General features: G+C 36.1%; 15 protein-coding genes. 1 reads left to right on the forward strand and 14 read right to left on the reverse strand.

Annotated features, from left to right (window positions below; genetic code table 11):
* Window positions 1-148: 148 nt before the first annotated feature.
* Entirely contained in the window at window positions 149-1,030 is an 882-nt protein-coding gene (gene era / locus BUE24_RS17880) for a GTPase Era (RefSeq protein WP_073318958.1), read from the reverse strand.
* 223 nt (window positions 1,031-1,253) lie between these two features.
* Between era and BUE24_RS17885 the strand changes: the two genes are divergently transcribed.
* Window positions 1,254-3,269, forward strand: coding sequence for an OmpA family protein (locus BUE24_RS17885; protein WP_244548174.1), 2,016 nt, complete (start codon window positions 1,254-1,256; stop codon window positions 3,267-3,269).
* Between the two features lie 6 nt (window positions 3,270-3,275).
* Here the strand turns inward: BUE24_RS17885 and BUE24_RS17890 are convergent, their stop codons facing one another.
* From BUE24_RS17890 to BUE24_RS17950, 13 genes are all read right to left on the reverse strand, one after another.
* Window positions 3,276-4,619 carry an alanine/glycine:cation symporter family protein gene (locus tag BUE24_RS17890; protein ID WP_073318961.1) on the reverse strand — a complete coding sequence of 448 codons (1,344 nt, stop codon included), beginning with the start codon at window positions 4,617-4,619 and terminating at the stop codon, window positions 3,276-3,278.
* Window positions 4,620-4,788: 169 nt separating this feature from the next.
* The gene (locus BUE24_RS17895) at window positions 4,789-5,568 is read right to left on the reverse strand and encodes a DUF6503 family protein (RefSeq protein ID WP_073318963.1); all 780 of its coding nucleotides are present in this window, start codon (window positions 5,566-5,568) and stop codon (window positions 4,789-4,791) included.
* Window positions 5,569-5,672: 104 nt separating this feature from the next.
* Window positions 5,673-6,260: a Crp/Fnr family transcriptional regulator gene (locus tag BUE24_RS17900; protein ID WP_073318965.1), complete on the reverse strand. Its 588-nt coding sequence runs from the start codon at window positions 6,258-6,260 to the stop codon at window positions 5,673-5,675.
* Window positions 6,261-6,310: 50 nt separating this feature from the next.
* Window positions 6,311-6,784 (reverse strand): RNA methyltransferase, encoded by a 474-nt coding sequence (locus BUE24_RS17905; RefSeq protein ID WP_073318967.1) that lies wholly within the window; start codon window positions 6,782-6,784, stop codon window positions 6,311-6,313.
* 103 nt (window positions 6,785-6,887) lie between these two features.
* Window positions 6,888-8,243: an ATP-binding protein gene (locus BUE24_RS17910; RefSeq protein WP_244548175.1), complete on the reverse strand. Its 1,356-nt coding sequence runs from the start codon at window positions 8,241-8,243 to the stop codon at window positions 6,888-6,890.
* Entirely contained in the window at window positions 8,221-9,063 is an 843-nt protein-coding gene (locus BUE24_RS17915) for an N-acetylmuramidase domain-containing protein (protein WP_073318970.1), read from the reverse strand. Before BUE24_RS17915 ends, BUE24_RS17910 begins: the two co-directional genes overlap by 23 nt.
* Before the next feature lie 20 nt (window positions 9,064-9,083).
* Complete coding sequence (locus BUE24_RS17920; RefSeq protein WP_073318973.1) at window positions 9,084-13,175, reverse strand: PKD domain-containing protein; 4,092 nt, start codon at window positions 13,173-13,175, stop codon at window positions 9,084-9,086.
* Between the two features lie 43 nt (window positions 13,176-13,218).
* Window positions 13,219-14,778: a contractile injection system tape measure protein gene (locus tag BUE24_RS17925; RefSeq protein ID WP_073318976.1), complete on the reverse strand. Its 1,560-nt coding sequence runs from the start codon at window positions 14,776-14,778 to the stop codon at window positions 13,219-13,221.
* Window positions 14,779-15,696 (reverse strand): DUF6734 family protein, encoded by a 918-nt coding sequence (locus BUE24_RS17930; protein ID WP_073318979.1) that lies wholly within the window; start codon window positions 15,694-15,696, stop codon window positions 14,779-14,781.
* Window positions 15,668-17,332 carry a DUF6734 family protein gene (locus BUE24_RS17935; protein ID WP_073318981.1) on the reverse strand — a complete coding sequence of 555 codons (1,665 nt, stop codon included), beginning with the start codon at window positions 17,330-17,332 and terminating at the stop codon, window positions 15,668-15,670. Before BUE24_RS17935 ends, BUE24_RS17930 begins: the two co-directional genes overlap by 29 nt.
* 35 nt (window positions 17,333-17,367) lie before the next feature.
* Complete coding sequence (locus BUE24_RS17940; RefSeq protein ID WP_084549603.1) at window positions 17,368-18,162, reverse strand: DUF6734 family protein; 795 nt, start codon at window positions 18,160-18,162, stop codon at window positions 17,368-17,370.
* A gap of 67 nt (window positions 18,163-18,229) precedes the next feature.
* Window positions 18,230-21,385 carry a vWA domain-containing protein gene (locus BUE24_RS17945; protein ID WP_073318987.1) on the reverse strand — a complete coding sequence of 1,052 codons (3,156 nt, stop codon included), beginning with the start codon at window positions 21,383-21,385 and terminating at the stop codon, window positions 18,230-18,232.
* Between the two features lie 45 nt (window positions 21,386-21,430).
* Window positions 21,431-22,573, reverse strand: coding sequence for a hypothetical protein (locus tag BUE24_RS17950; protein ID WP_073318990.1), 1,143 nt, complete (start codon window positions 22,571-22,573; stop codon window positions 21,431-21,433).
* Window position 22,574 lies beyond the last annotated feature (1 nt).

A 22,574-nucleotide genomic window follows, 5' to 3' on the forward strand; every position in this document is an offset into this window, starting at 1 on the left:
TATGCATTACCAATTGAATGTCAACACCATTACAACCAAAAAACGTTAAAAACACTTTTTTCTGCTTTAAAAAGCAAATCGAAATATTTTTGAGTAGTATTTAACTTACAAATTTATATTCAAACCAATAAAAATCAACAGATTACAATCACTTATTGTATCCAAAACGTTTTAGTTGATTTTGGTTACTACGCCAATTTTTATTGATTTTCACATACAATTCAATATGAATTTTCTTACCAAAAAACTTTTCTAATTCTTTTCTGGATTCTACCCCAACTCTTTTTAGTGCACTACCTTTATGACCAATAATAATTCCTTTCTGTGAATCTCTTTCTACCATGATTACAGATCGGATTCTGATGATATCATCATCTTCAAAAAATTCTTCTGTTTCTACCTCGACGGCATACGGAATTTCCTTTTTATAATGTAGAAGAATTTTCTCTCGTATAGTTTCATTCACAAAGAAACGCTCCGGTTTGTCCGTCAATTGATCTTTGGGGTAAAAAGGTGGAGATTCTGGCAATAAGCCTACCAATCGATCAAACACCTCTTTTACATTAAAGTTTTCTAAGGCCGATATGGGATAAATTTCTGCATTAGGAACCTTTTGCGACCAGAATACTACCTGCTCTTCTAATTTTTCCTGATCGGATCGATCTATTTTATTGATCAGTAATAAGACCGGAATCTTTGCATGGGTTATTTTCTTAAAAAAAGCTTCATCTTTAAGTGCCTTTTCTCCTATTTCAACCATATAGATCAACACATCTGCATCCTCGAAGGCGGATTTTACAAAATCCATCATTGACTCCTGCAATTCGTAAGCAGGTTTGATGATTCCGGGAGTATCTGATAGAATAGCCTGAAAATCATCTCCGTTTACTATTCCCAAAATCCTATGTCTTGTCGTCTGTGCCTTAGAAGTTATGATCGATAACTTTTCTCCTACAAAAGCATTCATCAATGTAGATTTACCTACATTAGGATTACCAATAATATTTACAAACCCCGCCTTATGCGCCATGCCAAAATTAATTTTTGACAAAGGTATATGAATATTTATCAATAGTATAATTCTACTCTCACAATGTTAAGCAGTAGCTATTTGTTAACATTTTTATTCTGAAAATCGTTAGCAAGTAATTATCAATATGTTAATTTTTACTTCATTTTTTTATAATTTTAATATCAGTATGTTTTCAAAAACCCCGTGAAAACTAGTTTTAGAAACAAAATACTGGGATACTTTGAAAAATTGCGTAATACAAAGTTTATCGATTTTTACAAGCAAAAAACTTGTAACGATAGGGGCTCTCTTTCTACTTCCGTTACTATTTTATGCACAAGGCGATGATAAATTGATCGAAAAGGCCGACGAACGTTTTGATGCATTTGCTTATATCGATGCCCGAGCTATATATCTGGATGTTGCACAAAAGGGATATGCATCTCAATTGCTATATCAAAAATTGGCCGACTCGTTCTACTTTACAGCAGATCTTGAAGAGTCTCTAGAATGGTATGAAAAATTAATCAGTACTTACCCCGAAGACATTGATCCCGAATACCTTTTTCGATACGCACAAAGTTTAAAAAGTGTAGAGCGCTACGTCGAAGCAGATGAAATGATGGATCAATTTTATCAACTTACCGGAGGAGATAAAAGAGCAAAATCCTTTATCAACAAAAGAAATTATCTGGATTTCATAGAAATGCAATCTGGGAAATATGATCTCTTTACACTCAATATCAATACACGAAACTCTGAATACGCGCCTAGTTTTAATCATAACAATCAAGTTGTTTTTGCCTCCTCCAGAAGCAAGGAAACTAAGGATTCTAAAATCCATGCCTGGACTAAAACACCTTTCCTTGATTTATACTCGGCAACGATACAGGAAGATCAGATAAACTTGCAAAAACCAGTGAAATTAAAAGGCAAAATCAACACAAAATTTCATGAATCTTCTTCTTCGTTTAGCAAAGACGGGAAAACTGTTTATTTCTCCAGAAACAACTTTACCAATAATAAATTGGGGAAAAGCAGAAAAGGAGTGGTACTGCTCAAAATATATAGAGCTTCTTTAATTGATGGGAAATGGACAAACATCGTTGAGCTTCCATTTTCTAGTGATAACTATTCGGTGTCTCATCCCGCGCTAAGTGCGGATGGTAAAAAGTTATATTTTGCCAGTGACATGCCAGGTACTTTGGGGCAATCAGATCTTTATGTAGTGGATATTTTGGGGAATCAGAAATACGGAAATCCAAAAAATCTTGGGCCCAAAATTAATACCGAAGGACGAGAAACTTTTCCTTATATCAGTGACAGTGGAAGACTGTATTTTGCCAGCGATGGTCATGTAGGCCTTGGAGGGTTGGACATTTTTGTAGCAGTGCCATCAGAATCTGGTTTTTCTGGGGCTTTTAATGTGGGAAGACCAGTAAACAGTTCTAAAGACGATTTTACTTTTGTACTCAATGAAGAAACAAAAATCGGATATTTTGCAAGCAATCGAAGAGGAGGAAAAGGTAATGATGATATTTATAGTTTTAAACAAACCGAAGAGCTTATTACCACTTGCAAGCAATATATACAAGGTATTGTGAGTAATACTGCAACCAACGAAAGTATGCCTGGGGTTACCCTTGCTTTGCTTAACGCAACGGGAAATACAATTACTGAAACTATCACAAATAGTGTGGGGCAATACACCTTTGATATCGAATGCGAAAAACAATATACCGTGCATGTAGCCAAGGACTTTTTTATTCCTAAAGATATTCCTGTTACTTCCGATGATACTTATGAGTTTTTGCACGATGTTCCCGTACCTCTTACTCCAGAACAGCAACCTGAATTACTGCTCACGTCGGTAGCCGTAAATGTTGGGGATGATCTGGGGAAAATACTACAGTTAGAATCTATTTACTTTGGATTAGACGATGCCACCATAACCCCACAGGCCGAGGTAGAACTTCAAAAAGTAATTTCTGCCTTGCAGAAGTATCCAGAGTTAAAAATTGAAGTTCGCTCTCATACAGATAGCAGGTCAAGTTACTGGTACAACAAAAAACTAAGTGTAAAACGCATGCGCGCTACCACAAAATATATCATAACTAATGGTTTAATCAATTGGAGAAGAGTGAGAGGAAAAGCCTATGGAGAGCGAAGACTCATCAACGACTGCACAGACGATGTACCTTGTACCGAAGAAGAACATCAGCAAAACAGAAGAAGCGAGTTTATAGTCATTAAATAAATGTTGTTACTTCTTTAATTTTCCAAAATACATTTTCGCCGACTTATTCACTCTAGGAGCCAAAATTAAGCCGGATAGTACAGTGGGAATCGCCATAAGTGCAAAAGCACTGTCTATTAAGTTGATCGCAAAATCAATTTTGACTACAGCAGCGATTACTATAGAACCTAGGTAAATATAGTTATAGTATTTCCCGTATTTAGGCTTTGTCAAAAACCCTAAACAGTTGGTCCCATAATAGGAGTAGGAAAATAAGGTCGAAAGTGCAAAAACGAGTACCATAATTACGACGACACCATCTCCTATCCCGTAAGGCAACACCTCGTTAAAGGCTGACAATGTTAAGGATATCCCGTTCTTATCACTATGCTGCCAAACTCCTGTAGAGAGTATGGCCAATGCAGTCAAGGTGCAAACGAATAACGTATCAATTGCAGGTCCGATCATAGCCACCAAACCTTCTCGAATAGGTTCATTGGTTTTTGCGGTACCATGCATCATTGGTGCGGTTCCTATCCCTGCCTCGTTAGAAAAAGCTCCTCTTTTTATTCCTGTCTTTATCAGATACCCTAGAACTCCTCCTGCAGCTGCTCTTCCTGAAAATGCATCTGTAAGAATCATCATAAACATATCAGGCACTACGTCAAACTGTATCACTAAAATGGTGATGACGGTAACAAAATATAACCCTACCATAAATGGCACTAATCTACTGGCTACAACCCCTATACGCTGTATACCACCTAGAATGACTACAGATGCCAGTCCTGCCAATACAAATCCAATATGCCATTTGTATTCTTCTTCCCAATCCCACACATCAATTAATGTTTGTGTAAGCTGATTTGCTGTAAATGCTGGTAAGGTACCAATAAGACCTGCTAATGAGAACAAAACAGCCAAAGGTTTCCAGCTTGCTCCCAATCCTTCGGTAATTACATACATGGGTCCACTAAGTACGTTCCCTTTTTCATCTTTGGATCTATACATTACCGCTAGAGAACACGTATAAAATTTGGTAGCCATCCCTATCAAAGCACTGATCCACATCCAGAAAACAGCCCCTGGACCACCCGTTGCAATGGCAACTGCAACTCCACTTATATTTCCCATCCCCACGGTTGCAGCTATGGCAGAAGACAACGCTTGAAAGTGACTCAGCTGCCCTGGTGTGTTTTGATCATCATATTTCCCCCGAAGAATATCAATGGCATGCTTAAAATAAAGGAAAGGTGTAAACCGGGAGTAGATCAGGAAAAATATTCCTCCGCCAATAAGCAATATTAATAAAGGCCAATCCCAAACCCAAGAACTGAACTTTGCCACCAGACCTTCAAAAATTTCAAACATATCTATAGAATTCCTATAAATGTAGTGACAAAAAACGAATCATTAATTAGTTTTTAATTCAAGTTAAGATTCTTTAAAAGTCATAATGTTGAAATTCTTTTCACTTCAAAAACTTCAACACTGTGTAAAACAAATCGTTCAAACAGTGCTGAAGTTTGTGAATTCTCAATTAATCCTGAATATTCTCTAGATTGAAACCATTATTAAATTTTACATTTTTGGTATACTGCTCGGTCCAGACTTCTTTTACCACATTACCATCCCAATCTGCTGGTGCATATTTCCGGTAGGTAGATACATAGACTCCATCAATTTTTTCATAGGTAACTTTCATCAGGCTTGGTTCGGTTACTCCAAAACCTTTAGCCGTGTATAAAAACTGATCTATTCTATGAGTTTCAGGATTGATATACAAGATATACTTATCACTGGTCTCCCCTATATTATCTCCAAAAGTCATTTCGACAACCTTATATGATATCTCATTCACTTTTCTAGTGGGTAATAGTTTATGATTTACTCCAGGATCCAATAATTTGAACATCATAGCAAACCAATAGTAGTTGGTTTTCCTAAGTGCATGACCAATGTACGCAGGTTGTTTCTCTGTAATAACGTTGTTATCTAATTTGGAAACTGTCTTGGCGCCGTCAAAGAACTGGGTATGAACACCTTTCATTTGTGGAATGGCATATACTTGTCTTTTTGAATATTTACCATAGGAAACTTCTCCGTTAAAAATGTACCGTTCTTTGGAAACATCGACAATATTATTTCCTGTTACTTTAAAAGTGTAATCAAAGGAAACATCTTTCAATTTATAAAGTGCATTCTCTCCCCCATTAGCATCTACTACTTTGGTGATTAGTTCTCTTGCATCTTGAGCTTGAATTGTAGTTGCAACTAAAATTAATACAACTGAAACGATCCTTATTATTTGTTTTTTCATGACTATTTAATTTTATGATGTTTAAAAAAATATTTACATCACAAATTTCTTATCAAATAGGGTCAATAAAAATAAGATAGGACAGGAAATCATCTTGAACTAGTTCAAGATTTATTAGAAGGACGCGAACGTATTTTGCTTAAAAATTCGGCTGAAATCCCCAAATAAGAAGCGATTACATATTGTGGTACACGATTTACAATTTGTGGGTATCTCTTTGCATATTCGAGATAACGTTCTTCTGAAGTCTTACCGATATTGGCAACAATCCTCTTTCTAGAATTGGCAAATGCCTTTTCAGTGATCAAACGAAAATATTGGCTTAACCCATGAATTTCAGAACACAGTTTTTCGACATCAGTATACTTCATTTGAAAAATAATAGCATCTTCAAGAGCTTCTGCAAAGTGGGTGGCAGGCTCCTGATTGATCAGGCTAGAAAAGTCGGCAAAAAAGTAATCTTCGATACCAATACTCACCGTATGTTCTTTTCCATGATCATCCAAATAGAATACTCGAACTGCACCTTTTACAATGTAACTACGGTACTCGCAAACATAACCGGGTTGAATGATAAACTGTCTTTTCTTTATACGTGAGGTTCTTATAATAGAAACGAAGCGTTCTTTTTCTTGATCCGACAACTCTACGTAACGCGCAATATTATTCAGTATACTTTCGTACTTCTCCATTCTTTAGATATTACTTATGATCTTGTGAATTACGTTACAATATTACCAAATCATTTTGCAGCACGTATAAATCGCGGTTTATCGACCCCTCGATCATACATAATGATACTTCCTGCAACAGCAACGTTAATACTTAATTCTGATTTAAACTTTACTAGAAACTGAGATTTTTCGATAGCTTTTTTTGATAGGCCATGATCTTCGGCTCCTAATAAATACACACATCTTTTAGGATGATTAAAGGTTTCTAAAGGTACTGCTTCTTCAGTTAATTCTACGCCCACCAACATCGCTCCTTTGGGTAGATGTTTGTAAAAATCTTCGAAGGTGTCATAATGAAAATAAGGCATCGCTTTTACAGCATTGTGGGTATCACTGGCTTGCTTAGCATATCTATTCCCTATGGTAAAAATAAAACTAGCTCCCATGTTTTGAGCAGATCTCCATAGTACACCCAAATTTTCTGGAGTTTTCCCATTCTGAATCCCTATTCCGAAAAACTCATTTTCAAAATTATCTATCATGAGGTAAAATTATAAAAGATCAAGGGATTCTCACACTATACCGTTCTAAACAATATCGACAAAACAATTTATTGTTAGAAAAATGAGTATACTACCAATGGATTTAGATATTGATCTTTATCGTTTTCCCTTCTTTATTGTATTCTTTTTTCAAACCTTCCAAAAGATAATTGAGTTGAAGTTCTTTCTTACCTGAGGCAATGGTTTTCAGGCATGCGTATTGCACTACATTTACAATATTAGCTCCGGTAATGGCATATTTACGGGATATTTCTTCTAGAGAAATGGTATTCTCTAAGCCAATCTCTTCTGGTAGTATTCTTTGCCAAAGATGGAGTCTTTCCTCTGGTCCAGGCACTTGAAATTCGATCATGGTCTGAAACCTTCGGGTAAAGGCCGAATCAATATTGGTTTTGAAATTGGATGCCAAAATCACTAATCCTGGATGCGCCTCAATACGCTGTAAGAGATAGGAGACTTCCTGATTGGCATATTTATCATGAGCATCTCTTACATTAGTTCTTTTTCCAAAGATAGAATCAGCCTCATCAAAGAAAAGAATCCAGTCTTTATTTGCTGCTTTATCAAATAATGAAGATAGGTTTTTTTCGGTTTCACCAATATATTTTGAAATCACCATAGATAAATCAATTCGATAAACATCTCTCTTAGTGTATTTTCCCAATAGACTGGCCGTAAGTGTTTTTCCGGTACCGGGTGACCCGTAAAACAAGACACGATACCCCGGTTTTATTTTATTCCCCATCTTCCAATCATTCATCAACACCTCATTGTGCTTCAGCCATATTTCAATTTCCTGAATCTGTTGCATTGTTTTTTCCTGAAGCACAAGATCATCCCATACCAAATCGGTATTAATCAACTTGGCAGGAAATTTTTGACTCAACTTTGGTCGTTGTATTCTCCCTGTGGTTAGAAATGAAGAAAACTCTTCGTCTATCAGTAATTTACCACTCATTTTTGGCTCTCCTTTGGGAACATCATCAACATATAGAATCTGTTCTCTAAACAATCCAGAACCTGTATTCAGATAATCGATCAGTGCTGCTCTTTCCTCTAAATGATTCCCAGCCAATATATATAACGCAGTTTCGCCAGTTGGGATGATACCGCGATGAAATTTTCCTTTTACCCCACCAAAGTCAACAAACTCATTCCCGTTAGGAAAATAAGAAGAGATAATTGTATTCAGCAAAGAAGGCGTAAAATGAGGAGTAAGTGCTAGTAATAGCAATACCGTATCAACTTCAGACAACTGATTATCTTTGATAAATCTTGACAATGGAGATTGATCTCCTGTCAACTGAAATTGAGGTGCTGGCATTACCTCTTTTTTGAGCTCAATATGTAAGCGATACTGTATATATTGTTCTAAATACAGAAATAGTGATTGTACTTCTGACGTATAGCGAGTATCAGGCATTACTATATTTGACATAGGCATTCTTTAATTTGATATCGTATTTATTCTTTTTGTAACCTGGTCCATTGTACCCTTCGGCAAATTTGGCCCAGTTTTTCTCTTTTACCCAATCGATCAATTTTTTTCCTTTGAAATTGGTTTTTGAAATGAACTTCCCAAACGCTTTCAGATGTTCCCGTTCATGTTCGTACATCTCCGAAACGAAATGATCTATAGATGCGTACCCCAGATGTTTATAATGAAAGCCCATAACCTGAAACGATCCCCAGGAAGCCGATGCGTACGCCGCTTCATGAAAAGCAGCTTTATCTGATATCCCAGCTGCCTTTTCCAAACGATCGTACTCCCCTGCTCCACCTTTGTAATGCGTTTTTGTCCATTTTTTATAGAGTACATTTTTGGTTCTTTCAGAAACATATGAAGAAGGATTAACTCCTCTTTTTTCTAACTCTCTCCAAAAAATATGACCTTCAAACAAAATTCTTGGTCGACCGTGCAATAAAAAACCTTTACCGCTGCTTTCTATTTCATTAACAGCTTTTACCATGGCCAATTCGAGACCAAAATCATTAGCAAAATCCTTTACATCTTTTTCCGACAAAAACTTATCATTAAAAGCTACTAAATTCTTTTCTGCTTCAATAAGTTTGGACCATGTTTTTAGACCAACAATCCCATCAACTACTAAATTGTTTTTTAATTGAAAAGCTTTTACAGCCTGGTCTGTATCTTTTCCAAAAAAATTGGAAACAAACACGGTATATCCTAACTTAGTTAGGATTTGTTCCAAATGGTGGACATCTTCTCCCTGAGATCTATAACGTATCGTTCTCATCTATCTAATAATTTGAAATCCTAACCTAAAAATACTTGATCTATTTCTAATTGTATCGGATCTATTTCACAAAAACTACCTTCTACAGTCAACGTTACCGTAACCCTGATACGTACATCTCGTACTCGATAACGGTGTGCTATTTCCTTTCCTTCAAAAGAACTGCCATCTCCAAAGTCCCAAATAAATTTGAAATCCGTATCATCTGTATCGCTTATATTTTCTGCAACAAATGTAAATGTTATTGGGAAAGCATTGGGTTGCGGACCATCAATGATTGGTCCTTCGGTAATGATCACATCTCCTTCTCCTCCTAATGGTGGTCTATTGAGACGACTAAATTTAGCTTGATACACCGGTTTGTTCAACACCGTAAGCGTTGCCGATACTGGCTGATCATTAACAGTAAATTCTATAGGCTCGTTATATCTTCTAAATGTTCCTGCAACCAATATCAATTGATTGGTTCCTACTCGTAATCCATTTGCTCGTCGTACTACCGCTACTTTTCCATCTGCCGGCGTAACCACAAATGGCACTGGTAGTTCATTAACGGTTTCTCCACTAGAATCCAAACAAATTCTAGGGCCAACAGTCAAAGACACCTCTTCTAAAGGTTGCTCAAAATCGATCTGCACTTCTTGAGATGCTGGACCACAGGAAGGATCTGCAATAGTTAATGTTACAATTACAGATCTTCCTTCTAATGCTGAAAGATCTTCGTATTCATACTCTTGTGTTAAGGTCGAGCCTTCGAAAATTGGACTTCCATCTCCAAAATCCCAATTGAGCACAAATGGTTCTGGTATATAATCCCCAGTTACATTAAAAGTAACTATTGCTTTGGAATTATCTTCATTATATTGAATATCACCCGGATCTACAGTAATCGTAAATTCTGGAATTCTACCTACCAATAAGGTTGTTCCAGAATCAAATCCATCAACAGCTAATCGTATCACTTGTCCGTAAGCATCAAATTCTTTAGGGTTTACTGTAATTATTCGATCTTGGATCAATAATCCATTAATAGATGCAGCCCCTATAGTGGTTACCGTACCTGTAGCAGGTTGAAGCTGCGTAATATTGATTCGTTCGATACAACCAATAGTATTATCTAATATATTTTTCAGGTTGCTCAAAAACTGACCCAATTGCGTAAAGTCTGTGAACGAAGAATAATCTGCACTATCAATATCTGAGAAATCAGGATTGCTTAGTATAGGTGGCCTGCCCAGTAAATTCGGTAGTGCAGCAATTAGATCTCCACTGCTTGGGCTTCCGTTTGCATAAACACCATTACTAAGCGCATAATAGAAAATATGTGTTTGACCACTTAGTATGCTTATTCGACTTCTTAATTCATCAAAATTTCTAGTTTGCAATCCATCCGTGATAATAATAACGATATCCAAAGGAATTGAAATTGGGGTAGATGAAGAAATCTGCCCTGTTAAATACCCCAGAGCGCTTGACCAATAATCTGCTTGAGCAAGATTATTGCCATCAGTTTTATAATTAGTAATCCAGTTGGTAAATTGGGTTTTGGTTTGTGCAGTTATTGCGGTTTGCGTGATAATTCGCGTGGGCAATGTATTATCGTCAACATTCATATTACATAATGTAATAAGATTGCCCGAGTCTTCCTGATCATTTACAAAGACCGTTAGCCCATTTTTAATCTCAGTGACTTCACTTCCGTTTATAGATCCTGACTCATCAATCAATAATGCAATATGCACAGGAATATCGCAGTCTGCTGGGTTTACACATAACTCATTTCTATCCAACTCTAATTCGATCACTATTGGATCTTCAAAAGTAATAGGATCTATGATTATAGTGTTTTCACAAAACTCTGTATTTACCTTTAGGCTAGGTGTAATGGTATTAGGAGCTGTTTCTGGGAGATTATCGTATTGTCGGACAACATTCCCTGACGCATCTGGAGAAACTTCGGCAATTGTTCCATCTCCAAAATCCCACTCATACCTTACAATTTCACCAATATGAGGCCCGGATACATTATAAGTAACTGTCACTTCTGTATTGAATGGGTTATCGTACACTACGGTTGTAGTCACTACTGGTTCTGGTTTTCTATGGATTGTAATTACGGCATCCGTATCTTGATTATTTACTTCAAACCGAATGGGCACCCCAATAAGTTCAGGACTTACTAACTTAGGATCAAAGAAAGATTCTCCCATTTCATCCCTTACGATCCCAGCATTTAAATCTCTAGGTACCTGAGCAGTAACAAAACCATCTCTTGGAGTTACTTTGAAAGGGATCGGTTCGGTATCATTTCCAAAACATAGGGTTTCCATAGGTAATTCTAACATTAATACACTCTCATCACAACATAGGTATGGAACCATGAAATCTGCCACTACCGGTTGGAAAACTCCTTCTATTTCTGCATCTCCTTCTCCCCCGTCTCCAATCACTGGTGTATCTTCTAAAAACACCAATACCAGCGTTCCCCTTGGTGTCACTCCTGCTCTATGTTCCAAACCGTGACGTCGATTGACATAATAGGAGGTGTAATTTTCTTCCAGAACTTCAATACTTGAAACTCCCAAGGCTACAATATTGAAACTAACTGCCTTTTTACGCTTAATATCTTTAAGCTTTTCTATCACTTCTTTATAGTTCTTCCCTTGATGACCTTCTATTCTAAAAAAGTTCTTATCACGATAAACATCTAGAGGCACTTTATTGTCAATTAAGTTGGTGTGGTAACTAATATTTGCTCCCTCTCTGCCTTTTGAAGATTTATCAAAATCCCAAAGCTTTAATAATGTTTTATCCACCTTGTTATAGAACGGTATCGCTTTTTTACCTAAGTGTCCTTTGGTTATTGAGGGAGTTACTTTGATCAATTTATAATCCGTAGTGAAGTTTTCAAGTTGCTGTACCGCACGTAAGACTAAACCGAATAGTCGTTGTTCGGTTTTATGAGTATCGAAACAAACACTTACTTCTTCATTATTCACTTCTTCTGAGCAATCATCACAGCGGTTACCTGCTCCAGAAGTATGGATAGCCGATTTATAAAACCCATGCCTGCATTCGTAACATGCTTCCCCGTCTTTAAAAATCTCTCCCAACATCAAATGCTTCGGAAAATCATTCTGACTAGCAACACATTGACTATAAGAAAGTTCTAACAACAACCTTTTAATTTCATTATAAGTCTCCACCACGTCTTTTAATACATCATAGCGATATTGAAGATCGTTGGGTACTAATTCTGCCGGGAATTCGAACAACTCCGCTACTTTGGCTTCGAACTTGGATTGAAGGCTCGGCGCTTTCAGCACTTGAAAAATGGTAGCAAAACCTGTTTTTAAATCCTGAATCAATTGGGTATTCTGAAAAGGAGATAATAACAAATTGATTAACGTAAGAGCAGTTTGAAAATCTTCAATCACTGGAATTACCTTGGGAACCATTACCTCTGGTAACTGATAGTAGAGATTTTTATAGTTGGGTCTGCTTATGGTGGCATCCAGGCTATTGATATATTGCGCATTGGCCTTGGTGGTCATCAAAATCTTGTAGTTGGCAACCACATCAATCCCTTCTCCATCACAACTTAGACTGCTACAGCGATTAAGGTTTCTCTCGAAATGCTCTAGATAGATCAACACTACCATATCTCTAAAATCTTCTCCTTCATTGACTGCTAGCTGAGATATTGGAAAGGTTTCGCTATCCTCTTTTACCGGGAGCAGTTCGAACAAATCCAATTGTACATCATCTTCATAAAAAAATGGTGTATAATTGGCTTTACTATTATCATATTTCCGATAATGCGTATACGTAATCCTAGGAAAATCAATGATTTTATTTGCTCCACTATCCTTATACAAATGCAATAAGTCCCCATCTGTAGTAATCCCAAGTCCCTGAGTAATGGTAACCGCGTTGGAAGCTCCTGTAATATCGAAACCACAGACGACTCCTACCCCGCTGAGATTAATTCTGGATAACCGGATCTGATCGTCAAAATGATCAACAATTTGATTCAGATGACTCTCAGTCAAAAATTGACTTTTAGAGAATCTTCTGAAGCCTGGTGATATTTCTGCTAGCTTGGTGATCATGATTTGTGTCTATTTTGTATTGTTTTTTATATCTATTAAAATGCTACCAATCAACAAATACGAGTTTGTCTTTCCAGGGTAACTTTATCACACTTATATTCCATGGTAACCGATCCAAAAGAATATCTTGAGTTTTTCTTTCTATAACCACTTTAGGGTTCTCTCCGTTTAAAAATAGTTTCCCAGGGCGTTGTAAAAATTCATGCTGTAAAAGATCGGCTGAAGCATTTTTCAATACTCCCCAATTATCCAAAGTCGCTTGTAGTAAATCTCCACAATGCTGTATTTGTTTTTCGGTTAGTTCAATATTTCTAGAAATAGGTGCATAAATGGGTATCCCACACAAGAATTTTTCAAAAATCATTTGGTGCTCCTGTTGTCCCTGTCTTTTGGTGGCTAGAAAATGCAGTAAATGTGCTGCTAGCTCTTTGTTTTTGAGCTCATCATTTTTATCCAAAAGCTCACAATGCTCAAAGAAGTGTTTTAAATAAGGGTGTAATACAATTAATCCTGCATTGGCGATATAGTATGATGCTTCTTCGGTAGTTTGAACCTCGTTGTTTCTAAGGAAATCTGTATTTGATGGTTTCTCAAACTCTTTTTCGGAAGTTGTTAACTCTTCCACTTCATGGTATTCTCCTGTATCCTTTTTCTTATCCGGATTTTGAAGAGGTTCCTGAAGTTCCTCTTCTTTTGGACCTCTTAAATTTTTAGTGTTCACAATAGCATCATCCATTTCAGATTTACTTCCTGAACTATCTACATTTTGATTATTGCTATCTATTTCCAGGAGTTTTCCGGTTTCAGACAATCTTTTGATGGTGTTTTCTATCCAAAATGATCGCGATCTTTCTTTTCGGTTTTGTTGCTGCTGTAAGTTAGTTAACCTATCATATAGTGCTTTGGGTTCTCTTGTTATCAGGAAAATGATAATCTCCTCCCAGACCATATCTCTAGATGAAATTTCTTCTTTAAAAAACAACAGGATATCTTGGCTAAACAATTTATCAAAAGTTATAACATACTTGGTAGTTACAAAAGCCTTTTGCAGTATCTCAATCAATACTTTATCCGAAAATTGTTTGATCAGTCTTCGTCTGTTATTGGAGTGTTGGATACTATTAACCAATCTATCCCCAAAACCAGAAACACCAATTACTTCTTCCATTTCAGAATCATTAAATAATGTCTCAGGATGTTGATGTTCCCACCAGGGAGTTGTTCCTTTTTCAAGAAAATAAAAGAATGATCTAAACTTGCTTGTTTCTTTACTTACAAAACCAGATTCTTCTTCTTTTTGGACTCCTTGCTGCTGACTGATTTTGTTTTTTATTTCTTTCTCTATGGTTTTAATTAGTGCCTCCTCTAATTCATCAAATGATAATTCTCCATCAAACTTTAGATCTACATCCAATTTTTCAATTTGTATGCTATCTGAAGTAAACGAATGATCCAAATCCTTGAAATACAATTCTAATTTGGGGAGTATCTTTTCTTTCAAAAACACATCAAGATTATCTTTGATATCGTACGCCTGCTCTTGGGAGGTTGTATTCAACTCCAGATACATTTTATTGATGATATGTTTTTTTTCGATACTCATCTAGCAGATGTATTTCATATTGAGCATTAGATTGGCAAACTCTTTTGGATAGTTTTTGAAAGCAAATTCTATTACATCCGTGGATACCTCCTTCATTCCTTTATAGTGCATCAAATGCGTATACCCGGTTTTATCGATATGGTTAATATCTGAAGGAGCGATATAAAAACTCTCTTCAAGATGTGTAGAGCGTCCGACATAGCTTTTGATAATATGATCTAACTTATGATCACTCACCGAATACACATAATCATTGTGTGTAGGTTTATTTCTGGGGTAATACTCATAAATCTGATCTGTTTTACCATGCTCCTGAATTGTTTTGAAAACATATGTCTGCTCCAAAAACATTGTGAGCTGGGCGGTATGATAATCATCAAACTGCAAATGCTGATTTTGATAAATGGTCGAAAAATAGGCTTCGTAATAATCGTAGATTATTTTTCTATCGGTACATCTAAACAATCCCATATTCAAAAACCTCAAATCTTCATTAGCATACTCATACTGAAATTTCACTCCCTTATCCAAAAAATAGTGATACAAGCAATACGGGTGAGAGTTTAGCCCCTCGTCACATTGTACAATAAGATCTTTGTTCTTTATGGGTTTAGTAATGAACACATCATAATCCATATACAAATATCCTGGCAGTAAATCTGCCAACATTTTATACCCTAGTATTTTGGCATCCACAAAGCAAGAAAGTTCACTCATCTGTCCCAGTTCACTATAAATTACATCGTAAGGAAGTTCTAGCTGCCGAACTAGTTCTCGCCCATAATAATCGGTCATTATATGTACTTCACCATATACCTTTTTGATCATCATAGCGCTCAAAAACATATGAATACACGATTGAAACTTATCATTATTTTGATCAAATGGTTTAGTCCAAAGTAATTGTACTGGCGTCATGAACCTTTATTTTTGTTTTGTTATGGTTTACTTTGAATAATTCGATATTGATTACCTTATCTTTATTAGGATACAATTCGAAATTTATTTTTTTATTTTGATGATCCGATTCATCATGAGAGTATTCTTCGGCTTCGGTATCAGCATGTTTCCGTTCATTAACCGTACGCAAGGCATCATCATGTTCTATGACATCGCTACATAAGTGGCCTGGAGCGGCTAATTGTCTCACTCCCATTTTTCTTAATCTCAATGTAAACTCAGTGTCTTCGTAACCGTAGGTTTCTATCTTCAGATTATATCCACCGATTTTCTTAAAGTCTTCACGATGTACCATAATTCTGCCAAAAGATCCTCCGGTACATAAAATAGAGGGTCGTAAAAAGAATCTTTTCTCTTTTTCAATAAGTGAAAGGCTATAATTGAGATAACTACTGCTCACAAAATTATCTGCATCAATATTGATAAGGTACTCTCCTAATGCCAGATAATGGACTACATTTTTGGGAAGGGATCTATGATAATACTCGGCTGTGTAATTTTTGTAATAAATAATTAGACCTTCTCTTACCCCCTCGATAAACCAATTCTGGCTAAACAAAAAATCTTCAAGTCCATCGGTAGAATTATAATCAATGATATTAATATCTACCTTACCTTTAAATTTTTTCACCACTTCCAGATTGTGTTTCAAGGTAGTTATTAAGTGATCAAAACGATTCATAACAACCGTACATAAGCTAATCTTGATTTTATTATCAGAAAGTAGCTTGTTGCCTATCAAGTGATCATATTCTGGAAATTCGTTGGTGATAAGATGCTTGATCTGTTGTTGAACGGGCTTGGTGTATTTGCTTAAAAAAGTAAGGTGAGTGTACCCTATCCTCTTGGCTTCAATTTGAATCCGTTCATTTTTTAATAGTAGCGTTTCTACTGTTGCTTTTTGAGCTTTGGCTACACAATACAACAGATATTGATCAATGATTTTAGATATATCAGCATTGAAAAATCGTATTTTATTTGAGCTTCTATTGATATGCAAACACTTCAAAAAATCCTTAATATAAGCATCCCTGAGCTCTAAATCATTAAACCCTATGATTGCTGTATTGTATACTTTGTAATGGGTCCTATTTAATTCTTCAACATAAAATGGGCTATTGTCCACAATCCACTTAAAATTCTCTATTTGATCCCATCGAACTTCATTTCCGCTAATTGCATTTTCGTCAAAAGAAATATCATCCAGACTTTGCACAATCACATCTGATTGGCAATTTTTGATCATTTTGGCTACCTCTTTTTTACGTAACATCACATCCCAATCCACATGTACAAAGGGTTTGGTTTGTTTTGAGATGGCCAACATTTTACCCTCAATCCAGGAACTTCCCTCAAAGCTTAAAAACGTAAGATCTGTAGAGAGGTTATCTATTGGAAGTTTCTCAAAATAGGGTGCACTTTCCAGGTCTGTAACAATTTCCACTTCGAACCCCCACTTTTTTGAATACAACACAGACAGGTACAAACATCGTAGAGACGATTGTATAATATCTTCGAGGTCTAGTCCCTCTCTATATTCTTTCCATCTTTTTGTAAGCGGAGCTGTCCAGAAACTGTATACAATTTTATTCATCAATTACAGATATCTTATTTTGGTTTATTATTTTTTCAAAAAAGAGTTGGTTCTGCAAAAGCCATTTTCTCTTCTATTTTTTTATACTCTGCAAAGAATTTTTCTTTTAGTAATTCTTTGATTTTTTTCACATTTTTGGGATGATATTTCGATGCTCCAAAAAGATGTGCATATCCTAATTCATTGGCGTAAGAGGATTGTTCATCATGAGCCTCTCCTTGGATTAAAACGGACGGCTCAATTCTTTGAACAGCTAACAAACTAGCTAGGTTATATTGTTCCAATAATAACCCAGGTTCTAAGTACCACCCATTTTGATCTCTACTGTTCTTAAAATCTTTGAATTCCTCTTTATGGGTGGTTAAAATATCCTCCAGTTCATTAAAACATTTCACGAAATCATCTCTTACCTCTAAGTCATTAAATCCAAGGACACCACATCCCCAGGCATATTTTAGTTCGTTATTCCAAAACTTTAGCTGCTGACTATAATCATCAAAAAAAAGAACCAGTTCCTTATAATTATGAAAACCGATGTCTTTTCGCTCCACCAAAACCCGATCAAATTCGAAGACAATATTTTTCTTCAAAAAGATATCATTATCGATATGTACAAAAGGTTGGTGTTGATCTTGGATAGCATATAACTTGGGTTTCATCCATAATTCTGCGTTTTTATCAAAATCGACCAAAGTTACATCACATGGTAAATCGCTTAAGAAATCATATCCTATTTGATCAACATATAATTCAACATGGTCGTACCAAAGACAACTATGTAAAATACTTGCCGCAGTCATGTAGATCGTATCCATAAGCCTATTTCCCATATTCCATCTGTTATTGATGATAGGATAAGTGGATAGGCTGTATATAATTTTAAGCGGTTCCAAAATATTATAATAAATCTCCTATAGACATAGATAAAATATCATCATCTCCTGTATTGAGTCTTCTTACATCACCTGTATACCCATAATAATATGGCACTCTGTCAAAAGTGATCGATTCTATTGGTACATTTACATTACAAAAACCTCTAGTGACTGTTAATACTGGTGAAACCGTGTTTGCCTGATTAACCGGAAGGTTATATACTTTTACAACCTGTCCAAGCACATTTGGTTGGGTATTCGAAATAGGAGAACCATCTCCAAAATCCCATCTGAATTCATTTATCGTATTGATTTCTGCACCTGTAACTGTGAAAGTTACAGTTGCCGTAGCTCCATTATTACTATACACGATAGCACTAGTAGTAGAAAGTTCGGGTTTTTCATAAACCTTCACTCCAAAATTGGCATTTTGATTATTCACAATGAACCTTATACTAAATCCATGCAGTTCTGGACTTACTCTACGAGCATCAAAAGAATAAGTGCCGTCTGAATTTCTTATCACACCTCCATCAAGACCAGCAGGCACATCAGCTCTTACTACAGCATTTCTAGGAACCACATCGAATGGAATAGGTTGTGTGTCGTCGTCAAAACAAATCACCTCATCCGGAAGACTAACCTCAACTTCATTTTCATCACAACATAGGTATGGCAAGCAAAAATCTGCAACAATTGGATTTACGGTTGTAGGATCAATTTCAAACGCTGCTGTTTCTAAAAATTCTCCCCCTTCTGAAAAAGCTACATCTGCTTCACTTACCAAAAATTGTGTATCCGATTGACTATTTTGTAAATAAAACAGAACCAATGTTCCTCCTGGGGGTACCCCTGCTTTATGTTCTAATCCAAAGTTGCGATTGAGATAGAACGATTTAAAATCTCCACCAATGATATCAACATTTTCTATCGGCAATGCCACAACATTAAATCCTAAACTATTTGCCTTTTTGATCGTATTGATTCGTTGCACCACTTCGGTATAATTTCTCCCTAAATGTCCTTCAACTCGATAGAAATCGTGATCAATACAAAACTCTAAAGGTTTCTTGATCGCCAACAAATTATCATGGTAACTCAAATTCGTTTTTTGTGTACCTCGAATCGTCTTGTCAAAATCCCAATACTCAATCAATTTTTCTCCTACATTATAATAAAATGGGATTGCCTTTTTACTCAATATCCCCAAATCCATCGTTGGGGTAATCTTTATAAAATTATAATCTGCATTATAATTAGTCAGTTGTTGTGCAGATCTTTTGATAAGGGTAAACAGTCGTTGCTCTGTTTTACTGCTGCTATAACATATGGCCAGTTCTTGATTAAATCGGTCAATGACCACTTCGTCTTCTGTAGTTTCTGGACAAAAGATGTTAGAATTGATCAAAATTTCGTTCAGGTTTCTAATTTTAGCTTCCAAATCCCTAAAATTCTGCGCCAAGAAATAATCTGAGGTATCTAAATCAGTTTCCCCATCTACACTAGGAACCGAAGTTGGAGGAATAATATTCCTGATATTAGTATTGATCTGACCTACAGGATTGTTATCCAAGATATACAAGAATAGCTTAGTGTTTTCTGAAGCTGGAGTTAAAAGCACATTAAACGCACTTATAGGATCAATCTGTCGTTCCAGAAAACTAGTCTCGTCATTAATAGTGATCACAATATCCGGATTAGGAATGGTAGGATCATTCAAGATCGATTCCTGAACTTTTAACAAACCTGATTTCCAATCATCATTATCTCCTCCACGCGTGGCATATGTTTGTATCCATTGGGTTGTGGCTGGATCTGTTGCTCTTTTATAAATACTAAACAACGAATTATCATTTCTATTGGAAGACATTGGAATTAACGAGATAAATGTATTGGTATCTCGCACTGACTCTACATAAGCATTCAAAGCATTTCTTACATTTTCACGTTCACGGCTAAAAGAACCTGACTCGTCCATTACAAATACGATGTGATAACTCCGGTTCCCGTCAGAATCTACACTTCCTTCACAAATAGGATCATCACCGGTATCACCAATATCATAGTCCAATTCTATTGGAGCACAACTATCACAAGTTGTAGAGGTAAGACCAGCTAGTATCGGTGATTTGTAAAATCCATGTCTGCATTCGTAACAAGGTCCTGATTTTTCTACTTCTCCTAACATCAAATGTTTCGGAAAGTCTTCGTACCCAGCACAACAATCTGACACATCAATATCAAGTAGTAGTTGTTTAATTTCATTATAAGTATCAACCAGATCTTTTAATGCGTCATACCGATACTGAAAATCATCTGGAATTTGAGTAGCCGAAAACACAAAAAGCTCAGAGAGTTTATCTTGTATCGCACCTAGTAATTGTGGTGCATCCAATTCTGCTAATAACGTAGTGTAGCCATCAATTAATTTTTGAACTGTATTATCTTCGGTTATGGCATCAAAAAAGCTTTGTTTTAAATCCGCATAGGTATCAAAAATATCAGGAGTTCCTACTACTTTGTTCATCACCACTTCTGGAAGCTCATAATACAATTTGCCATAGTTGGTTTTTTGTATGGTGGGATCATGGCTAATGATGTAAGCTGCATCCGTTTTGCTTACCAATAACACTCGATGATTTACAACTCTGCTTTCTCCTTGATTATCACAACCCAATGTTGTACACAAATCCTCATCTTCTATATAGGTTTCGCGATACAACAGCACTACCATATCTTTGAGCGTAGCCAAATTACTTAAAGGTCTTACCCCTTCTCCACTTATTGTTGTGGTCAATTCTCGCAAGGTAATTTGATTTTCTCCTCTGTAAAAAAATGGTCTGTATTGTGCCTGGGAGTTATCGTAGGTTTGATATCCTGTATAAGTGATCGATTCCAGATCAATGGATAAGGTCCCATCTTCTTTGGTTTCAAAAAGATGCATCAAATCTCCATCGGTGGTTACACCTACTCCTTGCGTAATGGTAATTTCGCTAGTAGATTCATCGCAGCTTACCTGAAAACCGCAGACAATACCAACACCACTAAGGCAGGTTCTGGACAATCGTATTTGATCATCAAAGTAGTCTACAATTTGGTTGAGATGCCCTTCGGTGAGCACCTGATTTTGAGTAAACCTTCTAAAATTGGTGGTTATTGCCTCTAATGTCGTTGTCATAACCTTATGTGTGTTTTGTTATTGTCTAATTTCTTAATGTCTATTTTATTTTATTTCTTCATAGATCTTTCTTTGGTACGAAAGAACAGAATAAACATCTTTCCAATCTTCTTTTTTACTTAACCAAATTGCCTGATCCCATAAAGTAATTTGCATTTTTTCTCCTCCATTATTAATTCCAGCCCAAAAAGCAGCACTTACCAATGCATTCCAAGCCCCAACAGGATCTTTTAACTTATCATCCAATATTGCTGCTGCCTCGGCGTGCTCTACTCCAACATAACTACCTCCTTTTTCACTAATAGCCTTTGCTGCGCTATATAATGGATGTTCAGTGATACTAGATGAAAATTCGTAATAATCTGCGGTTAACAATCGTGCTATATCTTTAATCAAAATCTCAGGAGGTGTTCCCGTATCTGGATAATGCGATAATTGATGCCCGACTGTATCAAAACCATGTGGTAATACAAATGCATTCCACAATATTGGTGATAGTTGATCCAGAGGAATAGCATTAGAATAATCAACTCCTCTTCGAGCCACTATATTTCTAAATAGTTGATCCCATGCTCCAAAATCTTGACCCGTAACACTATTTGGCATTAGGTCTTTTAATTTGATCATTTCAGAAAGCTTTTCTCTGAAAATCTTATGGGACTCCGAACTATCATATCTGTAAAGAAACTTTAGATACCTATCCACGCCATCGGTTCCATTAGGGATATTAGTAGAATCATTTACATAAACTCTCATAAAATCTAATTGGTCCAATATTCCCAATATCTCATATGTAGGTTTTACTTCACTTTCAAATTTTTCAAATCGATCTTTAAACTCAACAAATACCTTATCATGCTCAGCTAGCATTCTTTGCCTTAAAATGGGTAAACTGAATATGTTATTAGAAATGGTGTATGCGCTATTTTTAGAATTGACGCGAACCAGATTCCAATTGTTCCAATTAGCATTGGGTGTTAGTCTCAATGCTACATCATATTTTCCAAACTTTCTATGTCCTAACAAAAAACAACACCACCAACCACTATCCATGAAGGATTTAAAGTTTTGCGCATTCTTTTTAATATCGAACCCTAAATGCTTTTTTAAAGAATTCTCTTTATCCAGTTCGATAATTTGGTTAATGATGTTAATTAATTCGTTCATATGTTCCTCTACTCTTTCCATA

This window comes from Aquimarina spongiae (assembly GCF_900141785.1).
Taxonomy (GTDB): Bacteria; Bacteroidota; Bacteroidia; order Flavobacteriales; family Flavobacteriaceae; genus Aquimarina; species Aquimarina spongiae.